Origin of the sequence: Aureimonas sp. N4, assembly GCF_001463925.1 — a bacterium.
Classification (GTDB): Bacteria; Pseudomonadota; Alphaproteobacteria; order Rhizobiales; family Rhizobiaceae; genus Aureimonas; species Aureimonas ureilytica_A.
This window is the reverse complement of the sequence record NZ_BBWS01000037.1, coordinates 1-20,952: the sequence shown is the minus strand read 5'-3', so window position 1 is coordinate 20,952 and position 20,952 is coordinate 1. Positions and strand designations below refer to the sequence as shown.

15 protein-coding genes are annotated in these 20,952 nt (G+C 68.0%); 6 read left to right on the top strand and 9 right to left on the bottom strand.

Annotation, left to right across the window (positions count from 1 at the left end; translation table 11 throughout):
* Window positions 1-31 precede the first annotated feature (31 nt).
* Window positions 32-1,063 (top strand): alcohol dehydrogenase AdhP, encoded by a 1,032-nt coding sequence (adhP, locus tag AUL28_RS11230; protein WP_062232490.1) that lies wholly within the window; start codon window positions 32-34, stop codon window positions 1,061-1,063.
* Window positions 1,064-1,096: 33 nt separating this feature from the next.
* Here the strand turns inward: adhP and AUL28_RS11225 are convergent, their stop codons facing one another.
* The 8 genes from AUL28_RS11225 to AUL28_RS11190 all read right to left on the bottom strand — a co-directional run bounded on the left by AUL28_RS11225 (window position 1,097) and on the right by AUL28_RS11190 (window position 10,100).
* Window positions 1,097-2,122, bottom strand: a complete 1,026-nt coding sequence (locus tag AUL28_RS11225) for a hydroxyacid dehydrogenase (RefSeq protein ID WP_062232488.1) — start codon at window positions 2,120-2,122, stop codon at window positions 1,097-1,099.
* Window positions 2,123-2,244: 122 nt separating this feature from the next.
* A complete protein-coding gene (locus AUL28_RS11220; RefSeq protein ID WP_062232486.1) occupies window positions 2,245-4,038 on the bottom strand; it encodes an ABC transporter ATP-binding protein in 1,794 nt (597 codons plus the stop codon).
* A 4-nt stretch (window positions 4,039-4,042) separates the two neighbouring features.
* Complete coding sequence (locus tag AUL28_RS11215) at window positions 4,043-4,903, bottom strand: ABC transporter permease (RefSeq protein WP_058598717.1); 861 nt, start codon at window positions 4,901-4,903, stop codon at window positions 4,043-4,045.
* Window positions 4,900-5,841 (bottom strand): ABC transporter permease, encoded by a 942-nt coding sequence (locus AUL28_RS11210; RefSeq protein ID WP_058598809.1) that lies wholly within the window; start codon window positions 5,839-5,841, stop codon window positions 4,900-4,902. Before AUL28_RS11210 ends, AUL28_RS11215 begins: the two co-directional genes overlap by 4 nt.
* A gap of 36 nt (window positions 5,842-5,877) precedes the next feature.
* Window positions 5,878-7,398, bottom strand: coding sequence for an ABC transporter substrate-binding protein (locus AUL28_RS11205; RefSeq protein ID WP_058598716.1), 1,521 nt, complete (start codon window positions 7,396-7,398; stop codon window positions 5,878-5,880).
* A gap of 44 nt (window positions 7,399-7,442) precedes the next feature.
* Window positions 7,443-8,924 (bottom strand): M81 family metallopeptidase, encoded by a 1,482-nt coding sequence (locus tag AUL28_RS11200; protein WP_062232484.1) that lies wholly within the window; start codon window positions 8,922-8,924, stop codon window positions 7,443-7,445.
* 3 nt (window positions 8,925-8,927) lie between these two features.
* Complete coding sequence (locus AUL28_RS11195; protein WP_062232483.1) at window positions 8,928-9,710, bottom strand: IclR family transcriptional regulator; 783 nt, start codon at window positions 9,708-9,710, stop codon at window positions 8,928-8,930.
* Window positions 9,711-9,716: 6 nt separating this feature from the next.
* A complete protein-coding gene (locus AUL28_RS11190; protein ID WP_058636186.1) occupies window positions 9,717-10,100 on the bottom strand; it encodes a RidA family protein in 384 nt (127 codons plus the stop codon).
* A 115-nt stretch (window positions 10,101-10,215) separates the two neighbouring features.
* Between AUL28_RS11190 and AUL28_RS11185 the strand changes: the two genes are divergently transcribed.
* The 5 genes from AUL28_RS11185 (at window position 10,216) to AUL28_RS11165 (ending at window position 20,084) form a co-directional block, all read left to right on the top strand.
* Window positions 10,216-11,286 carry an alanine racemase gene (locus tag AUL28_RS11185; RefSeq protein ID WP_062232481.1) on the top strand — a complete coding sequence of 357 codons (1,071 nt, stop codon included), beginning with the start codon at window positions 10,216-10,218 and terminating at the stop codon, window positions 11,284-11,286.
* A gap of 100 nt (window positions 11,287-11,386) precedes the next feature.
* Complete coding sequence (locus tag AUL28_RS11180) at window positions 11,387-12,163, top strand: phosphodiester glycosidase family protein (protein ID WP_062232479.1); 777 nt, start codon at window positions 11,387-11,389, stop codon at window positions 12,161-12,163.
* A 141-nt stretch (window positions 12,164-12,304) separates the two neighbouring features.
* Window positions 12,305-13,909 carry an efflux RND transporter periplasmic adaptor subunit gene (locus tag AUL28_RS11175; RefSeq protein ID WP_082640405.1) on the top strand — a complete coding sequence of 535 codons (1,605 nt, stop codon included), beginning with the start codon at window positions 12,305-12,307 and terminating at the stop codon, window positions 13,907-13,909.
* Window positions 13,906-17,001: an efflux RND transporter permease subunit gene (locus AUL28_RS11170; protein ID WP_062232478.1), complete on the top strand. Its 3,096-nt coding sequence runs from the start codon at window positions 13,906-13,908 to the stop codon at window positions 16,999-17,001. The genes AUL28_RS11175 and AUL28_RS11170 overlap by 4 nt, the downstream gene beginning before the upstream one ends.
* Entirely contained in the window at window positions 16,998-20,084 is a 3,087-nt protein-coding gene (locus AUL28_RS11165; RefSeq protein WP_062232469.1) for an efflux RND transporter permease subunit, read from the top strand. The genes AUL28_RS11170 and AUL28_RS11165 overlap by 4 nt, the downstream gene beginning before the upstream one ends.
* A 9-nt stretch (window positions 20,085-20,093) precedes the next feature.
* On the opposite strand, the gene AUL28_RS11160 is transcribed toward AUL28_RS11165, so the two are convergent.
* Window positions 20,094-20,952, bottom strand: an 859-nt coding sequence (locus AUL28_RS11160; protein ID WP_210168748.1) for a CDP-diacylglycerol diphosphatase, incomplete at its 5' end; no start/stop codon positions are given.

The window sequence follows — 20,952 nt, the reverse complement described above, 5'->3', positions numbered from 1 at the left end:
TTCCAAAAGACCACCATCGGGAGGACCTCACATGGCCAAGACCATGCGTGCGGCTGTTGTGCGCGAATTCGGCAAACCGCTTTCCATCGAGGAGGCCGCGATCCCGGAGCCCGGCCCAGGCTTCATCCAGGTCGCGATCCAGGCTTCGGGCGTATGCCACACCGACCTGCACGCCGCCGAGGGCGACTGGCCGGTCAAGCCCAACCCTCCCTTCGTGCCCGGCCACGAGGGCGTCGGCTATGTTTCGGCGGTGGGCGCGGGCGTGCGCAACGTCAAGGAAGGGGACCGGGTGGGCGTACCCTGGCTCTACTCGGCCTGCGGCTGTTGCCGGCACTGTCTGGGCGGCTGGGAAACCCTGTGCGAAAGCCAGCAGAACACCGGCTATTCCGTCAATGGCGGGTTTGCCGATTATGTGATCGCCAACCCGAACTATGTCGGCCATCTGCCCAAGGGCATCTCCTTCGTGGACATCGCGCCGGTGCTCTGCGCGGGCGTCACGGTCTATAAGGGCCTCAAGATGACCGACACCAAGCCGGGGGACTGGGTGGCGATCTCAGGCATTGGCGGCCTCGGCCACATGGCCGTGCAATATGCCAAGGCCATGGGCCTCAACGTGGCGGCGGTGGACGTGGACGACGCCAAGCTCGACCTTGCCCGCCGGCTCGGCGCGACGCTGACGGTGAATGCGCGCAACGAGGACCCCGCCACGGTCATCAAGCGGGAGACGGGCGGCGGCGTTCAGGGCGCGCTGGTGACGGCGGTCAGCGAGAAGGCGTTCGAGCAGGCGGTCGGCCTCATGGCGCGGGGCGGCACGCTGGCGCTGAACGGCCTGCCGCCGGGCGACTTCCCGCTCAATATTTTCGGTCTCGTCCTCAACGGCATCACCGTGCGCGGCTCGATCGTCGGCACGCGGCTCGACCTTCAGGAGTCGCTGGATTTCGCGGCCGAAGGCAAGGTCAAGGCGACCGTTTCCACCGCCGGCCTCGAACAGGTCAATGACGTGTTCGACCGGATGAAGAAGGGGCAGATCGAGGGCCGCATCGTCCTCGATCTCGCCGCCTGACATCGGGCGAGCCGGCCCGGCTTCAAGCCGGGATCAGGACACGTCCACCGGCTTCGAGCGCAGCCGGTTCGCCGTGGCAGGGTCGGCGCGCCGGCAGAGCTGCGGCGGCAGGCCGCGCATGATGAGTTCGGCGTCGGCCACGGCCATGGCGCCGATCTCGTAGAAGGCGTCCCGCGTGCCACCCGTGCGGTGAGCCGACAGGATGAGGCCGGGCAGTTGGCGCACCGGATCGTCCGCCGGCACGGGCTCCACCGGGAAGACATCGGTCGCGGCGCGAATATGCCCGGAGCGCACGGCGTCCAGCATGGCCGGAAAATCCACCACGGCGGCGCGGCTCATCAGAAGAAAGGCCGCGCCCTTCGGCATCCGCGCAAACTCGCGCGCGCCGATGAAGCCTTCGTTCTCTGCCGTCACGCTGGCGAAGACGAACACGACTTGCGAGGTTTCCAGCAATTCGTCCAGCCCGGCGGGGCGGCAGTCCAGCCGCTCGATCGCGGCCGATGGCAGCCAGGGGTCGAAGACGCGCACTTCGTTTTTGAAAGGGCGGATCAGCTCACGCAGCGAGCGGCCGAGATCGCCCAAGCCGATAATGCCGACCGGCGCGCCGGCGAAACGGAACGTCTCCTCGTTGCCGGCCAGCCCATAGGCTTCCTCGCCGGCGCGAAAGGCGCGGTCGGCCGCCGTGATGCCGCGCGCCAGATCCAGCGCCAGCCCGAGCGCGGCTTCCGCCACCGGCGCGGCGAAGGCGGAGGCCGGCGTCAGCACGGGAATGCCGCGCTCGTTGCAGGCCTGATAATCGATATTGGGCAGGAAGTTCGTCTCGACATTGACGATGGCGCGAAGGCGCGGCGCGCGGTCCAGCCGCTCGCGCGGCATGGCCGTCTGGCCGAAGATCAGAACCGTGTCGGGCAGAAGCGCATCGACCTCGGCGTCGGGCATCGGCCTGTCCTCCGACAGGACGACCTCGCCCAAAGCCTCCAGGCGGGCGCGCACGTCCGGCGTCATGATGAGGTCCAGCGTGCGCGGCAGCGGATCGACGAGAATGATGTTGCGGCTCAAAACGGCGGTCTCCCTGAGTGGCGCGCATCTTCGCCGCTTCGCTGCGCGATCTCTACGCTATGTCCGGCGTGATGCAGGCGAGGCGGAGCCTTGCACACAGGTTTCTGCGCGCCCGCCCGCCCCTACGCTATCCGCTGCACGAAATGCCCCGGCGCGACTTCGTCATAGATGCGCGGCGGCGCGACATAATCGAGCGGTCTGAGCGGGCTCTTCAGCTCCTCGGACAGTTTGGGCGGCAGCGAGCCGCGACGGGTCGGATCGGGCAGCGGCACCGCTTCGATCAGGCGTTTCGTATAGGGATGGCGTGGGGCGCCAAACACCGAAGCGCGCGGGCCGATCTCCACGATCTCGCCGAGATACATCACCGCGACGCGGTGGCTGATGCGCTCCACCACGGCCATGTCATGCGAGATGAAGAGATAGGCGAGGCCCATCGACTCCTGAAGATCCAGCATCAGATTGGCGACCTGCGCCTTCACCGACACGTCCAGCGCCGAGACCGCCTCGTCCGCGACGATGAGCTTGGGCGAGAGCGCCAGGGCGCGGGCGATCGAGATGCGCTGGCGCTGACCGCCGGAGAACTCGTGCGGATAGCGCGAGGCGACCGAGGGCGACAGGCCGACCTTGTCCAGCAACTCGGCCGCGCGCTCGCGCGCCGCCGCCCTGTTCATCAGCCCGTGCGAGAGAATGGGCTCGGCAATCGCCGCGCCGATCGTGATGCGCGGGTTGAGCGAGGCGAACGGGTCCTGAAAGATCATCTGCGCGGTGCGGCGCATCTGGCGCAGGCCCGCGCGCCCGGCCGAAAGAACGTCCTCGCCGTCGATGCGCACCGCGCCCTCGCTCGGCTTCACGAGCCCGAGAATGGTGCGCCCCGTGGTGGACTTGCCGCAGCCGGACTCGCCGACCAGCGCCAGCGTTTCGCCGGGCCGGATGGCGAAGGACACGTTCTCGACCGCATGGATGCGCCCGTTCGGCAGGTCGAAGCGGGTCGAGAGACCAGCGACATCCAGAACCGGAGCCTCTGAGCTATCGGGCACGCTCGCCGGCGCGCCATCGTCGGCAAGGCCGGTCGCGGCATCGACCCTCGGGAAACGCTTGGGCGCGGGCGAAGCGCCCATCGTGCCGAGACGCGGGATCGCGGCCAGAAGCGCCTTCGTATAGGGCTCGCGCGGGGCGGCGAAGATCGCCTCGGTGCGCCCGGTTTCCACCATGTCGCCGCGCAGCATCACGACGGTGCGGTCCGCGACCTCCGCCACCACGCCCATATCGTGCGTGATGAAGAGAACGGCCATGGTCTCCTCGCGCTGCAATTCGCGGATGATGTGCAGGATTTCGGCCTGGATGGTGACGTCGAGCGCGGTGGTCGGCTCGTCCGCGATCAGGAGCCTGGGCCGGCAGGCAAGGGCCATGGCGATCATCACGCGCTGGCGCATCCCGCCTGAGAAGCGATGCGGATATTCGTTGAGGCGCGAGCGCGCGGCGGGAATGCGCACGCGCTCCATCATGCGCAGGGCCTCGGCCTCGGCCTGCGCCCACGAAAGGTCGCGGTGCAGCACCAGCGCTTCGACCAGCTGATTGCCGACCGTGAAGACGGGGTTCAGCGAGGTCATCGGCTCCTGAAAGATCATGCCGATGCGCCCGCCGCGCACCGCGCGCATCTCCTTTTCGGACAGCGTCAGGAGATCGCGCCCTTCGAGGCGCACGTGGCCGCTCACCCGCGAGGTGGCGGGGGGCAGAAGGCGCATGGCCGAGAGCGCCGTCACGCTCTTGCCGGAACCAGACTCGCCGACGATGGCAACGGTTTCACCGGCATCGACGGCGAAGGAAATATCGCGGATCACCGCGCGCCATTCCCCTGCGGCACGAAAGGCGGTGGTCAGTTTTTCGACGGACAGGACGGGGCTTGCCTCGCTCATCGGATCAAGCCTCTTTGGCCAGGCGCGGATCGACGAGATCGCGCAACCCGTCCCCCACGAGTTGCAGCGACAGAACGGCGAAGACGATGGCAAGGCCCGGAAACAGCATGAGCCAGGGCGCCTTGTTCATGTATTCGCGGCCCGAGGCCAGCATGGTGCCCCAGGTCGGCATGTCGGAGGACGCGCCGACGCCGAGGAACGAGAGGCTGGCTTCCGCCAGCATGGCGGCGGCGAAGATGAAGGTCGCCTGCACCAGAATGGGCGAGGCGAGGTTCAGAAGGACATGCCGCAAGAGGATCTGCCAGGTCGGCAGGCCGAGCGCCACGGCGGCCTCGATATAGGGCAGCTCGCGCAGGACCAGCGTCGAGCCGCGCACGATGCGGGCCAGACGCGGCGCATAGGTGATCCCCAGCGCCAGCACGACATTGACCAGCGAAGGCCCGAGCGCGGCGACCAGCGCGATGGCGAGGAGAATGTCGGGAAAGGACATCATCGCGTCGAGAAGGCGCGAGATCGGCGCGTCGAGCGGGCGGAAATAACCCGCGATCAGGCCGAGAAAGACGCCGAGAACCGTGGCGATCGCCACGACCCCCAGCGACACGCCGAGCGAGACGCGACCGGCATAGATGGCGCGGGAGAAGATGTCGCGGCCGAACTCGTCCGTGCCGAAGAGATGCGCTCCCGACGGCGGTTGAAGCCGGCTGACGATGGAAAGCTTGTTGGGCGCATAGGGCGCGACGAGGGGCGCGAAGGCGGCGAGCACCACCACCAGCGTCAGGATCACGACGCCGATCAGGATGGCGCGGTTGCCCACGAAGCGGCGCAGGCCCTTGGCGAAGGGGGACGAGAAGGCGAGAAGCGTCACGTGCGCACCCTCGGATCGACCGCGAGATAGAGCATGTCCACCGCGAAATTGATGAGAACGTAGATCGCCGCGACGACGAGCAGCGCGCCCTGGATCACCGGATAGTCGCGCCGCAGCACCGCCTGCACCACGAGGTTGCCGACGCCCGGCAGGCCGAACACGGTTTCCGTCACCACCGCGCCGGCGACCAGCAGCGCGATCGACAGGCCGATCACGGTGATGATCGGGATCAGCGCGTTCTTCAGCGCGTGTTTGAGCACGACGCGCCCCGGCCCCGCCCCCTTGGCGCGCGCGGTGCGCACGTAATCTTCGCCGAGAACGTCGAGCATGGCGGCGCGGGTGAAGCGGGTGATCAGGGCGGAATTGACGACGCCGAGCGCCACCGCCGGCAGAACGAGATGGTGCAGGCGTTCCAGAAAGGGCGTGCCCGGCCCGCCATAGCCGGAGGCGGGAAACCAGCCGAGCGACACGGCGAAGGTCTGGATCAGGATCAGGCCGAGCCAGAAGCTCGGCACGCTCGCCGCGATCATCGTGACGCCGACGACGATCTGGTCGAAGGCCGTTCCGCGCTTGACCGCCGAGAGAATGCCGACCGGCAGAGCGATGGCGACCGCGATCAGGATCGAGAAGAGCGTGAGGAAGAAGGTCGGCTCGGCGCGCGCGGCGAGCGCCGTGGTGACGGGCTGGCCGAGAAAAATCGACTGGCCGAGATCGCCGCGCGCCACGTCGAAGACGAAACGTCCATATTGTTCGAGGAGGGGCGCGTTGAGCCCCAGCCTCTCGCGCAGGGCCGCGATGTCCTCGGGCGTCGCGTCCGAACCCAGCATCACGGCGGCGGGGTCGCCGGGCGTCACCCGGACGATCACGAAGACGACGGTGACGACCAGCGCCAGCACCACCACCATGCCGCCCGCCCGCTTCAGAAGGGCTGAGAGCACTCGGGACATCGCGTTTCTCCTATCCTCTGTGAAAGGTCAGCTCTTGGGCGTGACGTTCCAGAAGCGGGGCCAATAGGCCGCCTGATAGCCCGACACGCCGTTGGCCAAGCCGCCCAGCGCGTTGAAATTGCCGACCTTCACCAGCGGGGCGTCGTCGTAGATCGTGGTCTGGATCGTCTTCCAGGCGGCCAGCCGATCGTCGTTCGACACCGCGTTCAGGAAGGCGCCGACGGCTTTCGTCTTGGCGTCGGACGTGTACCAGCCGGGATAGGTGTCGGTGATCGTGTTCAGCGTGGTCGGATCGCCGGGGAAGTTGGAATGGGTGATGAAGATGTCCCACTGGCCCTTGTCGGCGCGCCGGGTCGTCAGCGTTGCCCAGTCCACGACCTGCAGATCGACCTTGAAGCCCGCCGCCTCCAGATAGGCTTTCGCGACTTCGCCGGTCTTGTAGTGGAACTCGTATTGGCGGCTGGTCAGGATGCGGATCGGCTTGCCGTCGTAGCCGGCCTCCTTCATCAGCTTGGCGGCCGCTTCCGGGTCGCCCTCGCCATAGCGCGTCACGCCGTCTTCCGTGTGCCAGAAGAAGCCCTCGGGATAGAACGCGCCGTCGACCGAGAAGAAGCGCTCGTCCGAGAAGGCGGCGAGCATCATGTCGCTCGGGTTCAGCGCGGTCTGCACGGCCTGGCGCAGCGGCTTGGAGGTGAGCGGCCCTTCCGCCATGTTCATGTTCAGCGAAGTCCAGCCGGCATTCTCGAAGATCACCGGCTTGACGTTGGACGCGCCCTCGACGCGCTCATAGGCGCTGACCGGCAGGGCGTCGGCATAATCGTACTGGCCCGACAGAAGCCCCTCGACGCGCGTATTGGCATCGGGTACCGGCACGAAGCGCACTTCGCCCGCGATGGCCTCGCGGCGGCCGGCATAGTTGGAGGGCTCGCCCTCGGGCGACTTGTAGCCGTCGAAGCGCACGAGCTGGGTGTACTGGTCGGGACGGCGCTCCTGCAGTTTGTAGGGGCCGGTGCCGATGAACTCCTTCAGCTCGCCGCCGAGCTTTTCGGAGGGGAAGATCGGCGCCCAGCCCTGGCTCAGCGTCGCCAGAAGCGGCGAATAGCGCGACTTCAGCTTGATCACCACGGTCTGATCGCCGTCGGCCGCGACGGATTCGATCACCTGCGCGACCTGCCGGCCCTTGGAGTTGATCTCCATCCAGCGTTTGAGCGAGGCGACTACATCGGCGGAATCGAAGGCCGATCCGTCATGGAAGGTCACACCCTGCCGCAGCGGGATGCGATAGGTCAGGCCGTCCTGCGAGATCTCCGGCATGGCGGCGGCCAGAAGCGGGCTTGGCTGCCACTTGTCGTCATAGGTATAGAGCGTCTCGAACATATGCTGGGTGATGGTCAGCACGATGTCGGTCGGCGTCTGCATGGCGTCGAGCGTCGGCGGCTCGCCGATAGTCGCGACGGTCAAGACGCCGTTGCCGGACTGCGCAAGGGCGACACCGCTCGTTCCCGCCATGAGGGCGGCGAGGCCGGCGGCAAGAAGCATTTTCGTCATGGCTTGGCTCCTGTCGTGCTGGGTTCGGGGGTCGTCGGGCGCGCTCAGGCGTCGAGGCCGAGCGGATCGGGCACGCGCGGCCAGAGGCCGTGGCTCGCCTTGCGATAGGGCGTGGTGGCGGGATCGGTCGGGTAGCTGGTCGGGGCCGCGACATAGAGGATCTCGGAGGCCACCGGCACGAAGCCCGCATGGAAATGGTTGGTGGACTTCACGAGAAGGATGTCCTTCCCCGCGAAATCGACGCCCATATTGGAGAAGATCGTCGGTTCGTAGGTCTGCGTCCGGCTGGTGATCAGCACGATGTCGATCTCGGTCCCCACGATCCGGATCACGGCCGCGCGGCCGAGCGTGACGCGGCTGTTGCGAAAGCTCTGCCAACCCGAGGTTTCGACGCGAAGGACGCGCACCCGCGCATCCAGCGGCTCGCCGCCATGGTGGGAGGACTTGCCGCCGAAGCGCAGCTCGATCTCGGCCCCCTCGCCCGCCGCATGGCAGAAGGACACGGCCACCGGGTCCCAGATCGTGGCGACGGCCACCCGGTCGATCCCGCGCTCCAGAATGCGGCGCAGGATGGAGGTGGAATCCCCCGCGACGCCCCCGCCCGGATTGTCCCAGACATCGGCGATGACGACGGGCTTGTCCGGGCGCTCGGCGCGGATGGCCAGCGCGCGGTCGAGGCCGGCTTCGGTGTCCAACATCGGCATCGCGGCATCACGGCGCAGCGCGTAGAGTTCGTGTCCGAGCTTTTCGGCCAGCCGGTCGCCCGCCTCGCGTCTGTCATCGGTCACCACCACGATGCGCGTGCCCATATCCGGCACATCGCCGGCCATGAAGCCGTGGATCACCGAGACGGACAGAACCCCGTCCACGCCTTCCAGCACCTTCAGCCGATCCACGAAGGAGCGCATCGGCTCGCGGCTCGTCGGATAGATCGTGATCATCCGGCAGTCGAAGGTCGAGATGACGGGCTTGATCTCGCCGCGGATCGTGCGCAGCGCGAGGTCCACGACATGCTCGCCGCGCTCCTCGAAATCCGTATGCGGAAATTCCAAGAAGGCCGCCATAAGGTCGAGTTGCGCAACCCGCAACGCGGTCAGATGCGAATGCGGGTCGAACTCGGCGGCGACCACCACATCCTCGCCGACGAGCGCGCGCACGCGGGACAGGAAATCGCCTTCGGGGTCGTCATAGCCCTGCGCCACCATCGCGCCGTGCAGGCCGAGCACCACGCCGTCCACCGGCAGCGCGGCTTGAAGCTCGGCGAGGATCGTATCGCGCAGCGTCTCGTAGGTCTGGCGCTGGATCAGGCCGGCGGGCTCGGCCCAGCAGGACGTGCCCTCGATCACGGTGAAGCCTTCCGCCCGGCCGCGCCGCCGAAGGATCGGCACCGGCGAGGAGCAGAGTGTCGGCGTGTCGGGATGCTCGCCCGGCCCCGCGTAGAAGGCGGCCTTGAAGGAATCCAGATCGGTCGGCACCGGCGAAAACGTGTTGGTTTCCGTGGCGAGCGAGGCGGTGAAGATGCGCATGATCTATCGACTCTCGGCGAAATGGGGGGCGAGCGCGCGGGCCGCGCCCTTGAGACTGTCCAGATAGGCGGCATGGTTGCGGCGCGCGTCCTCGCGCGGGGCGACGATGCAGAGCGTGGCTGTGGCCTTGCCGTCCGGCTGGCGAACCGGCACGGCGAAGCAATGGGTGTAGCTGTCGAGCGCGCTGTCGAAGGTGAAATGGCCTGCGGCGCGCGCCCCTTCGACCTCGGCCAGAAAGCGCTCCCGATCGATCGGGACGCCGTTCGGCAGGGCGAAATCGCCCTCGGCCAGAAAGGCCAGAATCTCGTCGCGCGAGAGATGATCCACCAGAAGGCGGCCCGAGGCGGTCCAGGTCAGCGGTACGCGCTCGCCGATATCAGTGGAGATGCGGAACGGGCGCGAGCCCTCGCGCTGCGCGCCGACATAATAGCGATTGCCATCCAGCCGGCAGAACTGCGCGGTTTCGCCCGTCTCGTCCACGATGCGCTTGAGCGCGCCAGCGACCGCGACCTGACGGCCGGACACGGCGGAATAGGCCGAGCCCAGAAGATAAAGCTTCTCGCCGAGGAAGAGCCGGCCATCCTCGGCGTTTTCGAGAAAGCCGCGCTTGAGAAGCAGCGCGGTCAGCTCGTAGACGGAGGAGCGTGGCGCGCCCAGAAGGGCCGCGATCTCACCCGCCCGCAGGGGCCGGCGGGCGCTAGCGAGCGCGTCGAGAATATCGAGCGCGCGATCCAGCCCGCGCGAGCGCGCTCCGGTCTTGGCTTCGTCCTCCGCGAGCTTGTCCACCGGCCTCTACTTCTTCTTGTAGGCGATGCAGTCGATCTCGACCTTGCAATCCACCATCATGGAGGACTGGACGCAGGCGCGGGCCGGCGGGTGGTCCTTGAAATACTGGGCGTAGACGCCGTTGAAGCTCCAGAAGTCGCGGGGATCGTCCAGCCAGACGCCGACACGCACGACATCCTCCAGCCCGTATCCGGCCTCGGTCAGGATGGCGATGACGTTCGCCATGGTCTTGTGCGTCTGCTCGACGATGCCGCCTGGCACGATCTCACCGTTCTCCATGGCGACCTGCCCCGAGACGTAAAGCCAGCCATCGGCTTCCACTGCCCGCGCGAAGGGCAGCGGCTGTCCGCCCGCGCCCTTGCCGCCGCCGCCATAGCGAGTGAGGCTCATCAGTTCTGTCCCCTTATTTGTCCGTTATATCGGACACTAGTCTGAAATTTCGGATTGACCCATAGGGTGACATGGGGCACGACTTGTCAATCGGCTTTCCCCGGGAGACTTTCACATGACCGTGTCGCCGCTCGACGCCCTCGAAACGCCTGCCGTCGTCGTGGATCTCGCGATTGCGCGGGCCAATGTCGCCCGCTTCCAGGCCCATGCCGATGCAGCCGGCCTCGCGGCGCGCCCGCACATCAAGACGCACAAGCTGCCGCAGCTCGCCCGCCTTCAGATCGAACAAGGCGCGGTCGGCATCACCTGCCAGAAGGTGAGCGAGGCGGAGGCCATGGTCGCGGGCGACCCGTCCATTCGCGATGTGCTGATCACCTACAACATCGTCGGCGCGGCCAAGGTCGCCCGCCTGCGCGCATTGGCCGGGCGCGTGCGCGTCGCCGTGGTGGCCGACAGCGAGTCGGTGGTGTCGGGTCTCTCGGCCGGCTTCGCGGATGCGGCCGAGCCGCTTGATGTGCTGGTGGAATGCGACACGGGCGGCCAGCGCTGCGGCGTCGCCTCGCCGGAAGCCGCGCGCGATCTGGCCCGGCGGATCGCCGCCGCGCCCGGCCTCGTTTTCGAGGGGCTGATGACCTATCCCGCCGCCGGCAAGGCGGGCGAAGCGGCCGAGTTCCTGCGTGCCGCCAAGGCGCTGATCGAGGCCGAAGGCATGACGGTGGCGCGCGTCACCTCCGGCGGCTCGCCCGACATCTGGCAGGCGCGCACCGATGGCGTTCTCACCGAGTACCGGCCGGGAACCTATGTCTACAACGACCGCTCGCTGGTGGCGCGCGGCGTCGCGACCCTGGACGATTGCGCGCTGACGGTGCTCGCGACCGTGGTGTCGGTGCCGACCCCCAACCGGGCGATCATCGATGCGGGCTCCAAGGTTCTGACATCCGATCTTCTCGGCCTGACCGGGCACGGCGCGGTGCTCGGCCGGCCCGATCTGGCGATCGACCAATTGTCGGAGGAGCATGGCCGCGTGGTCTCGGACGGGCCGATCGGGCTCGCGGTCGGCGATCGCCTGCGGATCGTCCCCAACCATGTCTGCGTCGTCACCAACATGGTGGATGCGGTTCATGTCAAACTGGAGGATGGCCGGATCGAAAGCTGGCCGGTCGCCGCACGCGGCAAGGTCGTCTGACGGGACAGGCGGCCAGCGCCCATTTGCCCGGCAGGCGGGATTTCGCTAGCGCTGCATCGACGGCGGCATCAGGCGGCCGGCGATGCGGAAAGGCAGACCCATGAGAACGATCCGGGCAAGGGTTCACGCTGCCGGGCTGGCTTTCGTGGCGCTCCTTTTCCTCGGCCATGCCGCGAGAGCCGAACCCTGCCAGCGTGATAGTTTCGAGGGGCGGGACGCCATCGTCTGCACCATCGATCCCGCGACATCAGACCTGCGCCTGTTCTGGCGGGACGCGTCGGGGGTGCCCTATGGTCGCTTCGACGCTTTGGCGCGCGCGCTGGACGCGAAGGGCCAAAAGCTCGCCTTCGCGATGAATGCCGGCATGTACGACACCGACTATGCGCCGGTCGGCCTCCATATCGAGGAGGGCGCGGAGCTGCATCCCGCCGATACGGTCACGATGGATCGCCCGCCGGGCGAAGTCCCGAATTTCTACAAGCAACCCAATGGCGTCTTTTATCTCGGCAAGGCCGGGGCGGGCATTCTGCCGACAGCGGAATTCCTGAAGACACGGCCGGAGGCGCGTTTCGCCACCCAGTCCGGTCCGATGCTGGTGATCGAGGGTCGGTTGCATCCGGCTTTCATCCCGAATTCCGACTCCCGCACCCGGCGCAGCGGGGTCGGCGTCTGCGAGAAGGGTGAGGTTCGCTTCGCGATCAGCGAGACCGACGTCAATTTCGACGAATTCGCGCGCCTGTTCCGCGACCACCTCGCCTGCCCCAACGCCTTGTTTCTCGACGGCGGTCGCGGCTCGGGTCTTTATGCGCCGGCCCTCGGGCGAAACGACGTTTCGGGGCATGGCGGATACGGCCCCATTCTCGGGCTGGTCGAGTAAGAGGGCTTTCCTCCCCCGAAGCCCGCCCCTTCCTATCCAAGATTTAATGCGCGGGCGCGGCTCCCACCGGATGTCCCGTCACCTTCCTCTGTTTAGGAGGAGGCATCGCGAGTCTGCGCGTGGGGTTGGGGCGGTGCGGCCATGGGCGCAGGCGGAAAGTTCGTTGTTGTCGCAGGTCTGATCGCGGCCGGCGCGGGGGCCTATGCCGAGCGCGCGCTCTGGCTGCCGCAGGCGCTGACGCTCCTGCCGGCGCAGTTCGGCGGCCATGGGCAAGGTCCGAACGCAGAGGTCTTGCGCGACCGCTCCGTGCCGGTGGTCGCTGCGCCCGTCACGCGGGCCGACGTGCCGGTCTATGTCACGGGCGTCGGAACGGCCAAGCCGCTGAACTCCGTGACCGTGCGCGCCCAGGTCTCCGGCAAACTCACCGAGATCGACTTCCGCGAGGGCCAGGACCTGAAGAAGGGCGACCCGATCGCCCGGTTGGACGACGCGCTCTACAAGGCCCAGCGCGATCAGGCGCTGGCCAAGAAGGCGCAGGATCAGGCGGTTCTGGTCAATGCCGAGCTGGAATTGCAGCGAGACGAACGGCTGGTGCGCTCGGGCGCGATGACCGAGCAGCTCCTGGGCAACCAGCGCGCGCTAGTGGAGCAGAACCGCGCGCAGGTCGCCGCCGACGCGGCGGCGGTCGAGGCGGCGGAGGCGCAGCTCTCCTACACCGTGATCACCGCGCCGATCAACGGGCGCACCGGGCTTCGCGGCGTCGATATCGGCAATCTCGTCTCCAGCGGCGATGCGAGCGGCATCGTCACGCTCTCGCAGATCCGGCCGATCGCCGTCGTCTTCTCCGTGCCGCAGCAAGACCTCGCCCGCGTCAACATCGCGCGCGCCGCCGCGCCGCTCGGCGTCGAGGCCCTGTCGGGCGAAGGCCAAGTGGTGGCCGAGGGCGAACTCACCGTGGTGGACAATCAGGTGGACCCGACGACCGGCACCGTGCGCCTCAAGGCCGAGTTTCCCAACGACACGCTGGCACTTTGGCCAGGAGCCTTCGTGGATACGAGGCTACTGGTGGAAACCCAGCGAAACGTTCTGACAGTGCCGAGCGCCGCCGTGCAGCACGGGCCGGCGGGTTCCTATGCCTATGTCGTGTCGGACGGCGCAAAGGTTCATCTGCGCCCCCTCACGATCGGGTTTCAGGACGACAAGCGCGCTGTCGTCACGGGGGGAGTGGAGGAGGGCGAAAGCGTCGTCACCTCGGGCTTCTCGCGCCTTCAGGATGGGGCGAGCGTGAAAGTGTCCTCGCCCGAAGAGGCCGACCCCGCCAAGCTCGCCGTGCCAATGACCGAGGGTGGCTCGAAGGGCGGCAAGCACCACAAGGGCAAGCATGGCGCGAAGCCGGCGGCTGCGCCGGCTCATCCCGGCGGAGCCGAACCTGCCGCCCCCCAGACCTCCGAGCGAAGCGCGCCGGCAACGGATGGCGGCGAGGAGGCAAAGCCGGCCGATACGACCCCCGCAGGCGGGGGGACGGTGGAGAACCAGCCCGCCGAAAACCGGCGCGCGGCCGCTGAGGGCCGGGAACAGACCACTTCGACCCAGAGCGATCCAAGCATTGTGTCTGCCGTCGAAGCGCCGGACGCAGACCCTGCATCGCAGGGACGAGCACCGGCCACGACGTCCGGCGCGAGCCCGACCCGCTCGGCCGACCTGAAGGAGTCCGCCCCCGGCTCCCAGGCCGCGCCCGCGCCATGAGCCTGTCCACGCCCTTCATCCAGCGGCCGATCGCCACGACGCTTCTGGCCATCGCCGTCCTGATCGCGGGCTGTCTCGGCTTCGCCTCGCTGCCCGTCGCGCCCCTGCCCCAAGTCGAGTTTCCGACGATCCGCGTGACGACGCAGCTGCCCGGCGCGGACCCCGATACGATGGCCGCGCTCGTCACAGCGCCGCTGGAGCGCCCGCTCGGGCAGATTCCGGCGCTCGCCGCCATGACCTCTTCCAGCGCCTTCGGCATCAGCCAGATCACGCTTCAGTTTCAGCTCGGCCGCGACATCGATGGCGCGGCGCAGGATGTGCAGGCCGCGATCAACACGGCGGCCGGCGGGTTGCCGCGCACGCTGCCCTACCCGCCGACCTATGCGAAGGTGAACCCGGCGGCGACGCCGATCATGACGCTGGCGCTCCATTCCGACACCTACCCCTTGCGCGATCTCAGCGACTTCGCCGACACGGTGATGGGCCAGCGCCTTGCCGAAGTGTCGGGTGTCGGCGACGTGCGGATTCAGGGCGGGGTGAAGCCGGCGATCCGGGTGCAGGCGGACCTTTCGCGCCTCGCTTCCTATGGGCTGGCGCTGGAAGACCTGCGCACCGCGATTTCCAACGCCAATGTCTCGGGCGCGAAGGGCGTGGTGGACGGGGCGAGCCAGTCCTTCTCGCTCGCGGCCAACGACCAGATTCACGATGCGGCGACCTATCGCGCCATCACGGTGGCGACACGCAACGGCGCGCCGGTGCATCTCAGCGATGTGGCCGACGTGGTAGAAGGGTTGGAGAACAGCCGCGTCGGGGCCTTCTACCAAGGCCGCCCGGCCGTGGTGGTGGACATCATGCGCCAGCCGGGCGCGAACGTCATCGAAACCGTCGCCGAGATCGAGCGCACGCTGCCGCGCCTTCGCGCCGCGCTCCCCGCCGGGGCCTCGCTGGATGTGGTGAGCGACCGCACGGATACGATCCGTGCCTCGATCCGGGATGTGCAATGGACGCTGGCGCTCAGCGTCGCGCTGGTCGTGCTCGTCGTGTTTCTGTTCCTGCGCACGGTCTCGGCCACGCTGATCGCGGGCGTCGCGCTGCCGCTGTCGCTGATCGCGAGCTTTGCCGTCATGTGGGCCTGCGGCTTCAGCCTCGACAATCTGTCGCTGATGGCGCTCACCATCGGCACGGGCTTCGTGGTGGACGACGCCATCGTCATGATCGAGAACATCGCCCGGCATATTGAAGAGGGCGAGAGGCCCATGGCGGCGGCGCTGAAGGGCGCGGGCGAGATCGGCTTCACCATCGTCTCGCTCACCGCCTCGCTGATCGCCGTGTTCATTCCGCTTCTCTTCATGAGCGGGTTGGTCGGGCGTATGTTCCGCGAATTCGCGCTGACGCTCACCATTGCCGTCGTGGTCTCGGCCCTCGTCTCGCTGACGCTGACGCCCATGATGTGCGCGCGCATCCTGCGGGCGCCCCAACACATGTCCGGTGGCCTCACCGGCCTGCTGGACCGCGCCCTCGACGGAATGAACGAAGCCTATCGTCGCTCGGTGACGATCGCTGTCCGCCATCCCGCCCTCATGCTCCTTCTGACCGGGGCGACGCTGGCGCTCACGGTCGCGCTTTACGTGACAATCCCCAAGGGCTTCCTGCCCGATCAGGACACCGGCCTCGTCAGCGCCGTGGTGGAGGCCGAGCCCACCACGTCCTTCGAGGCCATGCGGGGGATCGAGGCCGATGTCGGCGCGCGGCTGTGGGCCGATCCGGCGGTGGCGAGCGTCACCGCCTCGATCGGCACCAGCGCGGCCAATCTCACGATGAACCGGGCCGTTTATTCCCTCGTGCTCAAGCCCCGCGACGAGCGGAGCGACGGCGCAGAGGCCGTGATCGCGCGCCTGCGCCAGAGCCTGTCCGACCTGCCCGGAATCCGCGCCACGTTCCAGAGCCAGCGCGACATCGCGATTTCGACGCGCGCCAGCCGAGGCGCGTATCAATATACGCTGACGGGCGCGGATGCCGGCGAGGTGGCGGGCTGGGCCGAAAAGCTCTCGCGACGCCTCGCCGACGACCCGGCGCTGATCGATGTCGCCTCCGACACGGAGCTGGGCGGCGGGCGGCTTGCCATCGACGTGGACCGCGAGGCCGCCGCGCGGCTCGGCGTCACCATGCAGGAAATCAGCGACACGCTCTACGACGCCTTCGGCCAACGCCAGATCAGCACGATCTACGGGCAGGCCAACCAGTACCGCGTCATCCTGGAAGCCGCGCCCCGCTATCAGAGCGACCCCGCCGCACTGGCACAGGTCTATCTGCCGGGCACGGGCGGGGCCATGGTGCCGCTGGGAGCCATCGCCCATGTCGCCTTCGCCGCCGGCCCGCTGGTTGTCAGCCGGGACGAGCAGTTCCCTTCCGCCACGATCAGCTTCGACCTCGCCCCCGGCGCATCGCTCGGCACGGCGCTGGAGGCGGTAGTGAAGGCGGGGCGCGCCATCGGCCTGCCGGACACGATCGGCCGGCGCACCAGCGGCGACACGGAGGAGTTCGCGCGATCCGCCGCCAACGAGCCCTGGTTGATCCTCGCCGCCATCGTCACGATCTATATCGTGCTCGGGCTTCTCTACGAGAGCGCCGTGCATCCGATCACGATCCTTTCCACCCTGCCCTCGGCGGGCGTCGGCGCGCTTCTGGCGCTGATGCTGACGGGGCAGGACCTCTCCCTGATCGCCCTCATCGGCATCGTGCTGCTCATGGGCATCGTAAAGAAGAACGCGATCATGATGATCGACTTCGCGCTGGAGGCCGAACGCGGCGAAGGGCTCACGCCCCGCGAGGCGATCCTGAAGGCCGCCACCTTGCGCTTCCGTCCGATCATGATGACGACGCTGGCCGCCCTTTTCGGCGCGGTGCCGCTGGCTTTGGCGCAAGGCGCGGGCTCGGAGCTGCGCGTGCCGCTGGGCATTTCCATCATCGGCGGCCTCGTCCTCAGCCAGCTTCTGACGCTCTACACGACCCCGGTCATCTATCTCGCGCTGGACGGGCTGAAGCGCCGCTTCGCCCCGCGCGGCGCGGCGGTCGAGGGCACAGCGGCGTGAGACTGTCCGACCCGTTCATCGACCGGCCGATCGGCACGACGCTTCTGGCGCTCGGCCTGATCCTGGTCGGGCTCGTCGCCTACCACGTCCTGCCCGTGGCGAGCCTGCCGGCGGTGGACCTGCCGACCATCCGCGTCAGCGCCAGCAGGCCCGGGGCGGACCCCGAAAGCATGGCGGAAAGCGTCGCGGCCCCGCTGGAACGCCATCTCGGCGCGATCGCGGGCGTCACGGAGATGACCTCCACCAGCGCGCTCGGAGCCACCGGCATCACGCTTCAGTTCGATCTGTCGCGCAGCGTCGACGGCGCGGCGCGGGACGTGCAGGCCGCGATCAACGCCGCCATCGCGGACCTGCCGAGCGACATGCCGGGCCTGCCCTCGATCCGCAAGGCCAACCCGGCCGCCGCGCCGATCCTGACGCTCGCGCTCACCTCCGACACGATGAAGGCGAGCGATGTGTTCGATGTCGCCGACAGCATTCTCGTGCAGCGCATCGCGCAGGTGGACGGTGTCGGCGATGTCTCGGTCAGCGGCGCGGACCAGCCGGCGGTGCGCGTGCGCGTCGATCCCCAGCGCCTCGCAGCTCTGGGCCTGTCGGCCAACGATGTGCGCAACGCCATCGTCAACGCCAACACGCTGGGGCCGATCGGCTCCATCGACGGACCGGGCTCGGGCTATGCTCTGACCATCAACGCGCAGCTGACGACGCCCGAGGATTATGGCGCGATCCTCTTGCGCGCCGCCGACGGCACCGCCCTGCGCCTGTTGGACATTGCCACGGTCGAGCCGGGCGTGCGCAATCGCCGCTCGGAGGCTTGGTTCAACGGCAAGCCCGCCGTGATCCTCAATCTCACCAAGGCGGCGGACGCCAATGTGGTGCAGACGGTGGACGCGGTGAAGGCGCTGATCCCCGAGCTGCACGATCTCCTGCCCGCCGGCATCGACATCGCCGTCCTGCACGACCGCACGCTCACCATCCATGCCAGCGTCGAGGATATGGAGCGCACGCTGCTCATGACGGTGGCGCTGGTCATGCTCGTGGTCTTCGCCTTTCTGCGCGCGCTCGTGCCGACGCTGGCGGCGGGCGTCACCGTGCCGCTCGCCTTTGCCGGTGCCTTCGCGGCCATGTTCCTGTCGGGTCTGGCGCTCGACAATCTCTCGCTGATGGCGCTGGCGGTGGCGAGCGGCTTCGTGGTGGACGATGCCATCGTCATGATCGAGAACATCCATGCCCGGCTGGAACAAGGGCTCTCACCCATGCAGGCGGCGCGCGAGGGCGCGCGGCAGATCGGCTTCACCGTCATCGCGATCAGCGTCTCGCTCATGGCGGCCTTCATCCCGCTCTTCTTCATGGGCGGCGTCACCGGGCGCTTTCTCGTCACCTTCTCGCTGACGCTCGCCTTCACCATCGCCGTCTCCACGCTCGTCTCCTTGACGCTGACGCCGATGATCTGCGCTCATCACATGCGCCGCGCGCCCGAGGGCCATCGGCCGGGACCTCTGTCGCGTCTGGTGGAACGGGGGCTGGAGCGCATGGCGGGCTTCTATGCGCGCACGCTCAAAAGCGTTCTGCATCACCGCTTTCTGGCGGTCGTCAGCACGCTCGGTTGCATCGGGCTCACGGTGCTCCTGTATGCCCAGGTTCCCAAGGGTTTCGTGCCGCGCGAGGACACGGGCTTTCTGGTCGCCAGCACGCAAGGGGCGAGCGACATCTCCTTTCCCGCCATGGCGGCGCTGGAGCGCCGGGCCGTCGCCGTAGTGGATGCCGACCCGGCTGTGGAGAATGTCGGGGCCTCGGTCGGCGGCGGCACGTTCGGCACGGCCAATCGCGGCTCCATGCAGATTTCGTTGAAGCCCGCCGCGGAGCGCGACCCGACGGAGATCGTCGTCAACCGGCTGCGTCAGGCGCTGGGGGCCATTCCGGGGCTGGAAAGCTCGGTCTATGCGCCGAGCGATATCAGGATCGGCGCGCGCAGTTCGGACTCGGAATATCAGTTCACGCTGTTCGACGCCGATTTTGCCGAGCTGACCGCCTGGGCGCCGCGCATTCAAGAGCGCCTGCGCGCCGAGCCTCTTCTCGCCGATGTCAGCAGCGACCGCCAGCCGAACGGCTTGCAGGCGAGCGTCGAGGTGGACCGGGCGCAAGCGGCCAATCTCGGCGTCGCCATGACGGCCGTGGACTCGGCGCTCAACAACGCCTTCGCGCAGCGTCAGATCACCACGATCTATGGCGACCGGAACCAGTATCGCGTCATTCTGGAAGCCGGTGCGGACTTCGCGACCGACCCGGAGGATGTCCTGAAGATCCAGGTGCCGGGCCTTCACGGCGTGCCCGTGCCGCTCTCGGCCTTCGCCCATATCAAGCGCGAGGAAGCGCCGATGGGGGTGAACCATCAGGGACAGTTTCCCGCCGTCACGATCGCCTTCGATCTGGCGGACGGCGCGACGCTGGAGGCCGCCAACGCGGCGGTGCGCGCCGCCGTCGCCGGCATGAACCTGCCCGACACGCTCCATGCCGAATTTGCGGGCGATGCGGCCGTCTCGAACGCCGGCGCGAGCCAGCCGCTCCTGATCCTGGTAGCGCTTCTTTCGGTCTATGTCGTGCTCGGCATCCTCTACGAGAGCCTCGTCCATCCGCTGACGATCCTCTCCACCCTGCCCTCGGCCGGGCTCGGCGCGCTTCTGGCGCTTTGGATCACCGGCACTGAACTCACCCTCATCGCCTTTATCGGCATCATCCTCCTGATCGGCATCGTGAAGAAGAACGGCATCATGCTCGTGGATTTCGCGCTGGAGGCCGAGCGCCTGCGGGGCCTGTCGGCGCAGGAGGCGATTTTCGAAGCGTGCCTCCAGCGCTTTCGCCCGATCACCATGACGACGCTTGCCGCCTTCGCGGGCGCTGTTCCGCTGATCGTCGCCAGCGGCCCCGGCGCGGACCTGCACCGCCCGCTCGGCATCGCCATCGCGGGTGGGCTTCTCGTCAGCCAAGCGCTGACGCTCTATACGACGCCGATCATCTATCTTCTGTTTGCCGGCTGGGCGGAGCGCTGGAAGCGGCCCGCGCCTCAGACGGCCCGTTCCTGAGAGAAGCGCTCAGCGCCCCCGGCAGTTCGGCTCCAGCATGAACTCGACCGGAAAGAACGTGTCCGTTCGCCGGCCGACCGGATTGGTCAGGAGCACGAAGGTCCGCCGTCCGTCCGCCAGGCGCTCGGGCACCACGAACAGAAGATGCTCTCCCATCGCGGTGCGCGCGCCGGGCATCTTCGCCGCCAGGATCGCGAACGGGTTGAAATCCGCGATCGCGCCGGCATCCACCCGCATGGCCCAGAGCTTGCGGCCGTGAATGGTGAAGCCGAGCGGCTTGAACCCGCCCGTGCCGAGCCGCCCGGCCGCCTCGGCCAGAGCTTTCGCCGCCTTGGGCACGAGGCAGCCCATATGGATGTGAAGCCGGTCCTGCGAGCGGGATCGATGGGAGTTGATTCCGAGCGCGAAGCCGGAGGGCGTCGGCTCGGCTTGAGCGGGATCCAGCAGCCAGTGCCGCTGCGCCCAAGCCGCTTCGAAGAAGTTCGGCGCGTCGCGGCCGAGAAGGCGCGGGTCTTCGATGCCTCTGATGGCGCTGAGCGCGACGAGGATCGTGCGCCGCCGGTCGATCGGCTCGCGCAGGATGGCGTAGCCTCCGAGATCGCCGGGCAGATGGCCGACATGGAGGCACGGAAAGGGCAGGCTCGTGAGGGCCGCATTCACGGCGCAGGCATCGGCCACCCAGCCGAGCGTCGAGCGCTGATAAGCATGGGCGAGCTTCACGCCGCCATAGAAGGCGGCGAGAGCCAGAACGAGCGCTATGGCGCGCTTGCGCATGAAGACGATCCGAGAAGCACGGGGCCGATCGGCATGGAACGGCGCGGGGGACAGGAAGCGGCTTGGCGGGGGGCCGCCACGCCCGAGCGATAGG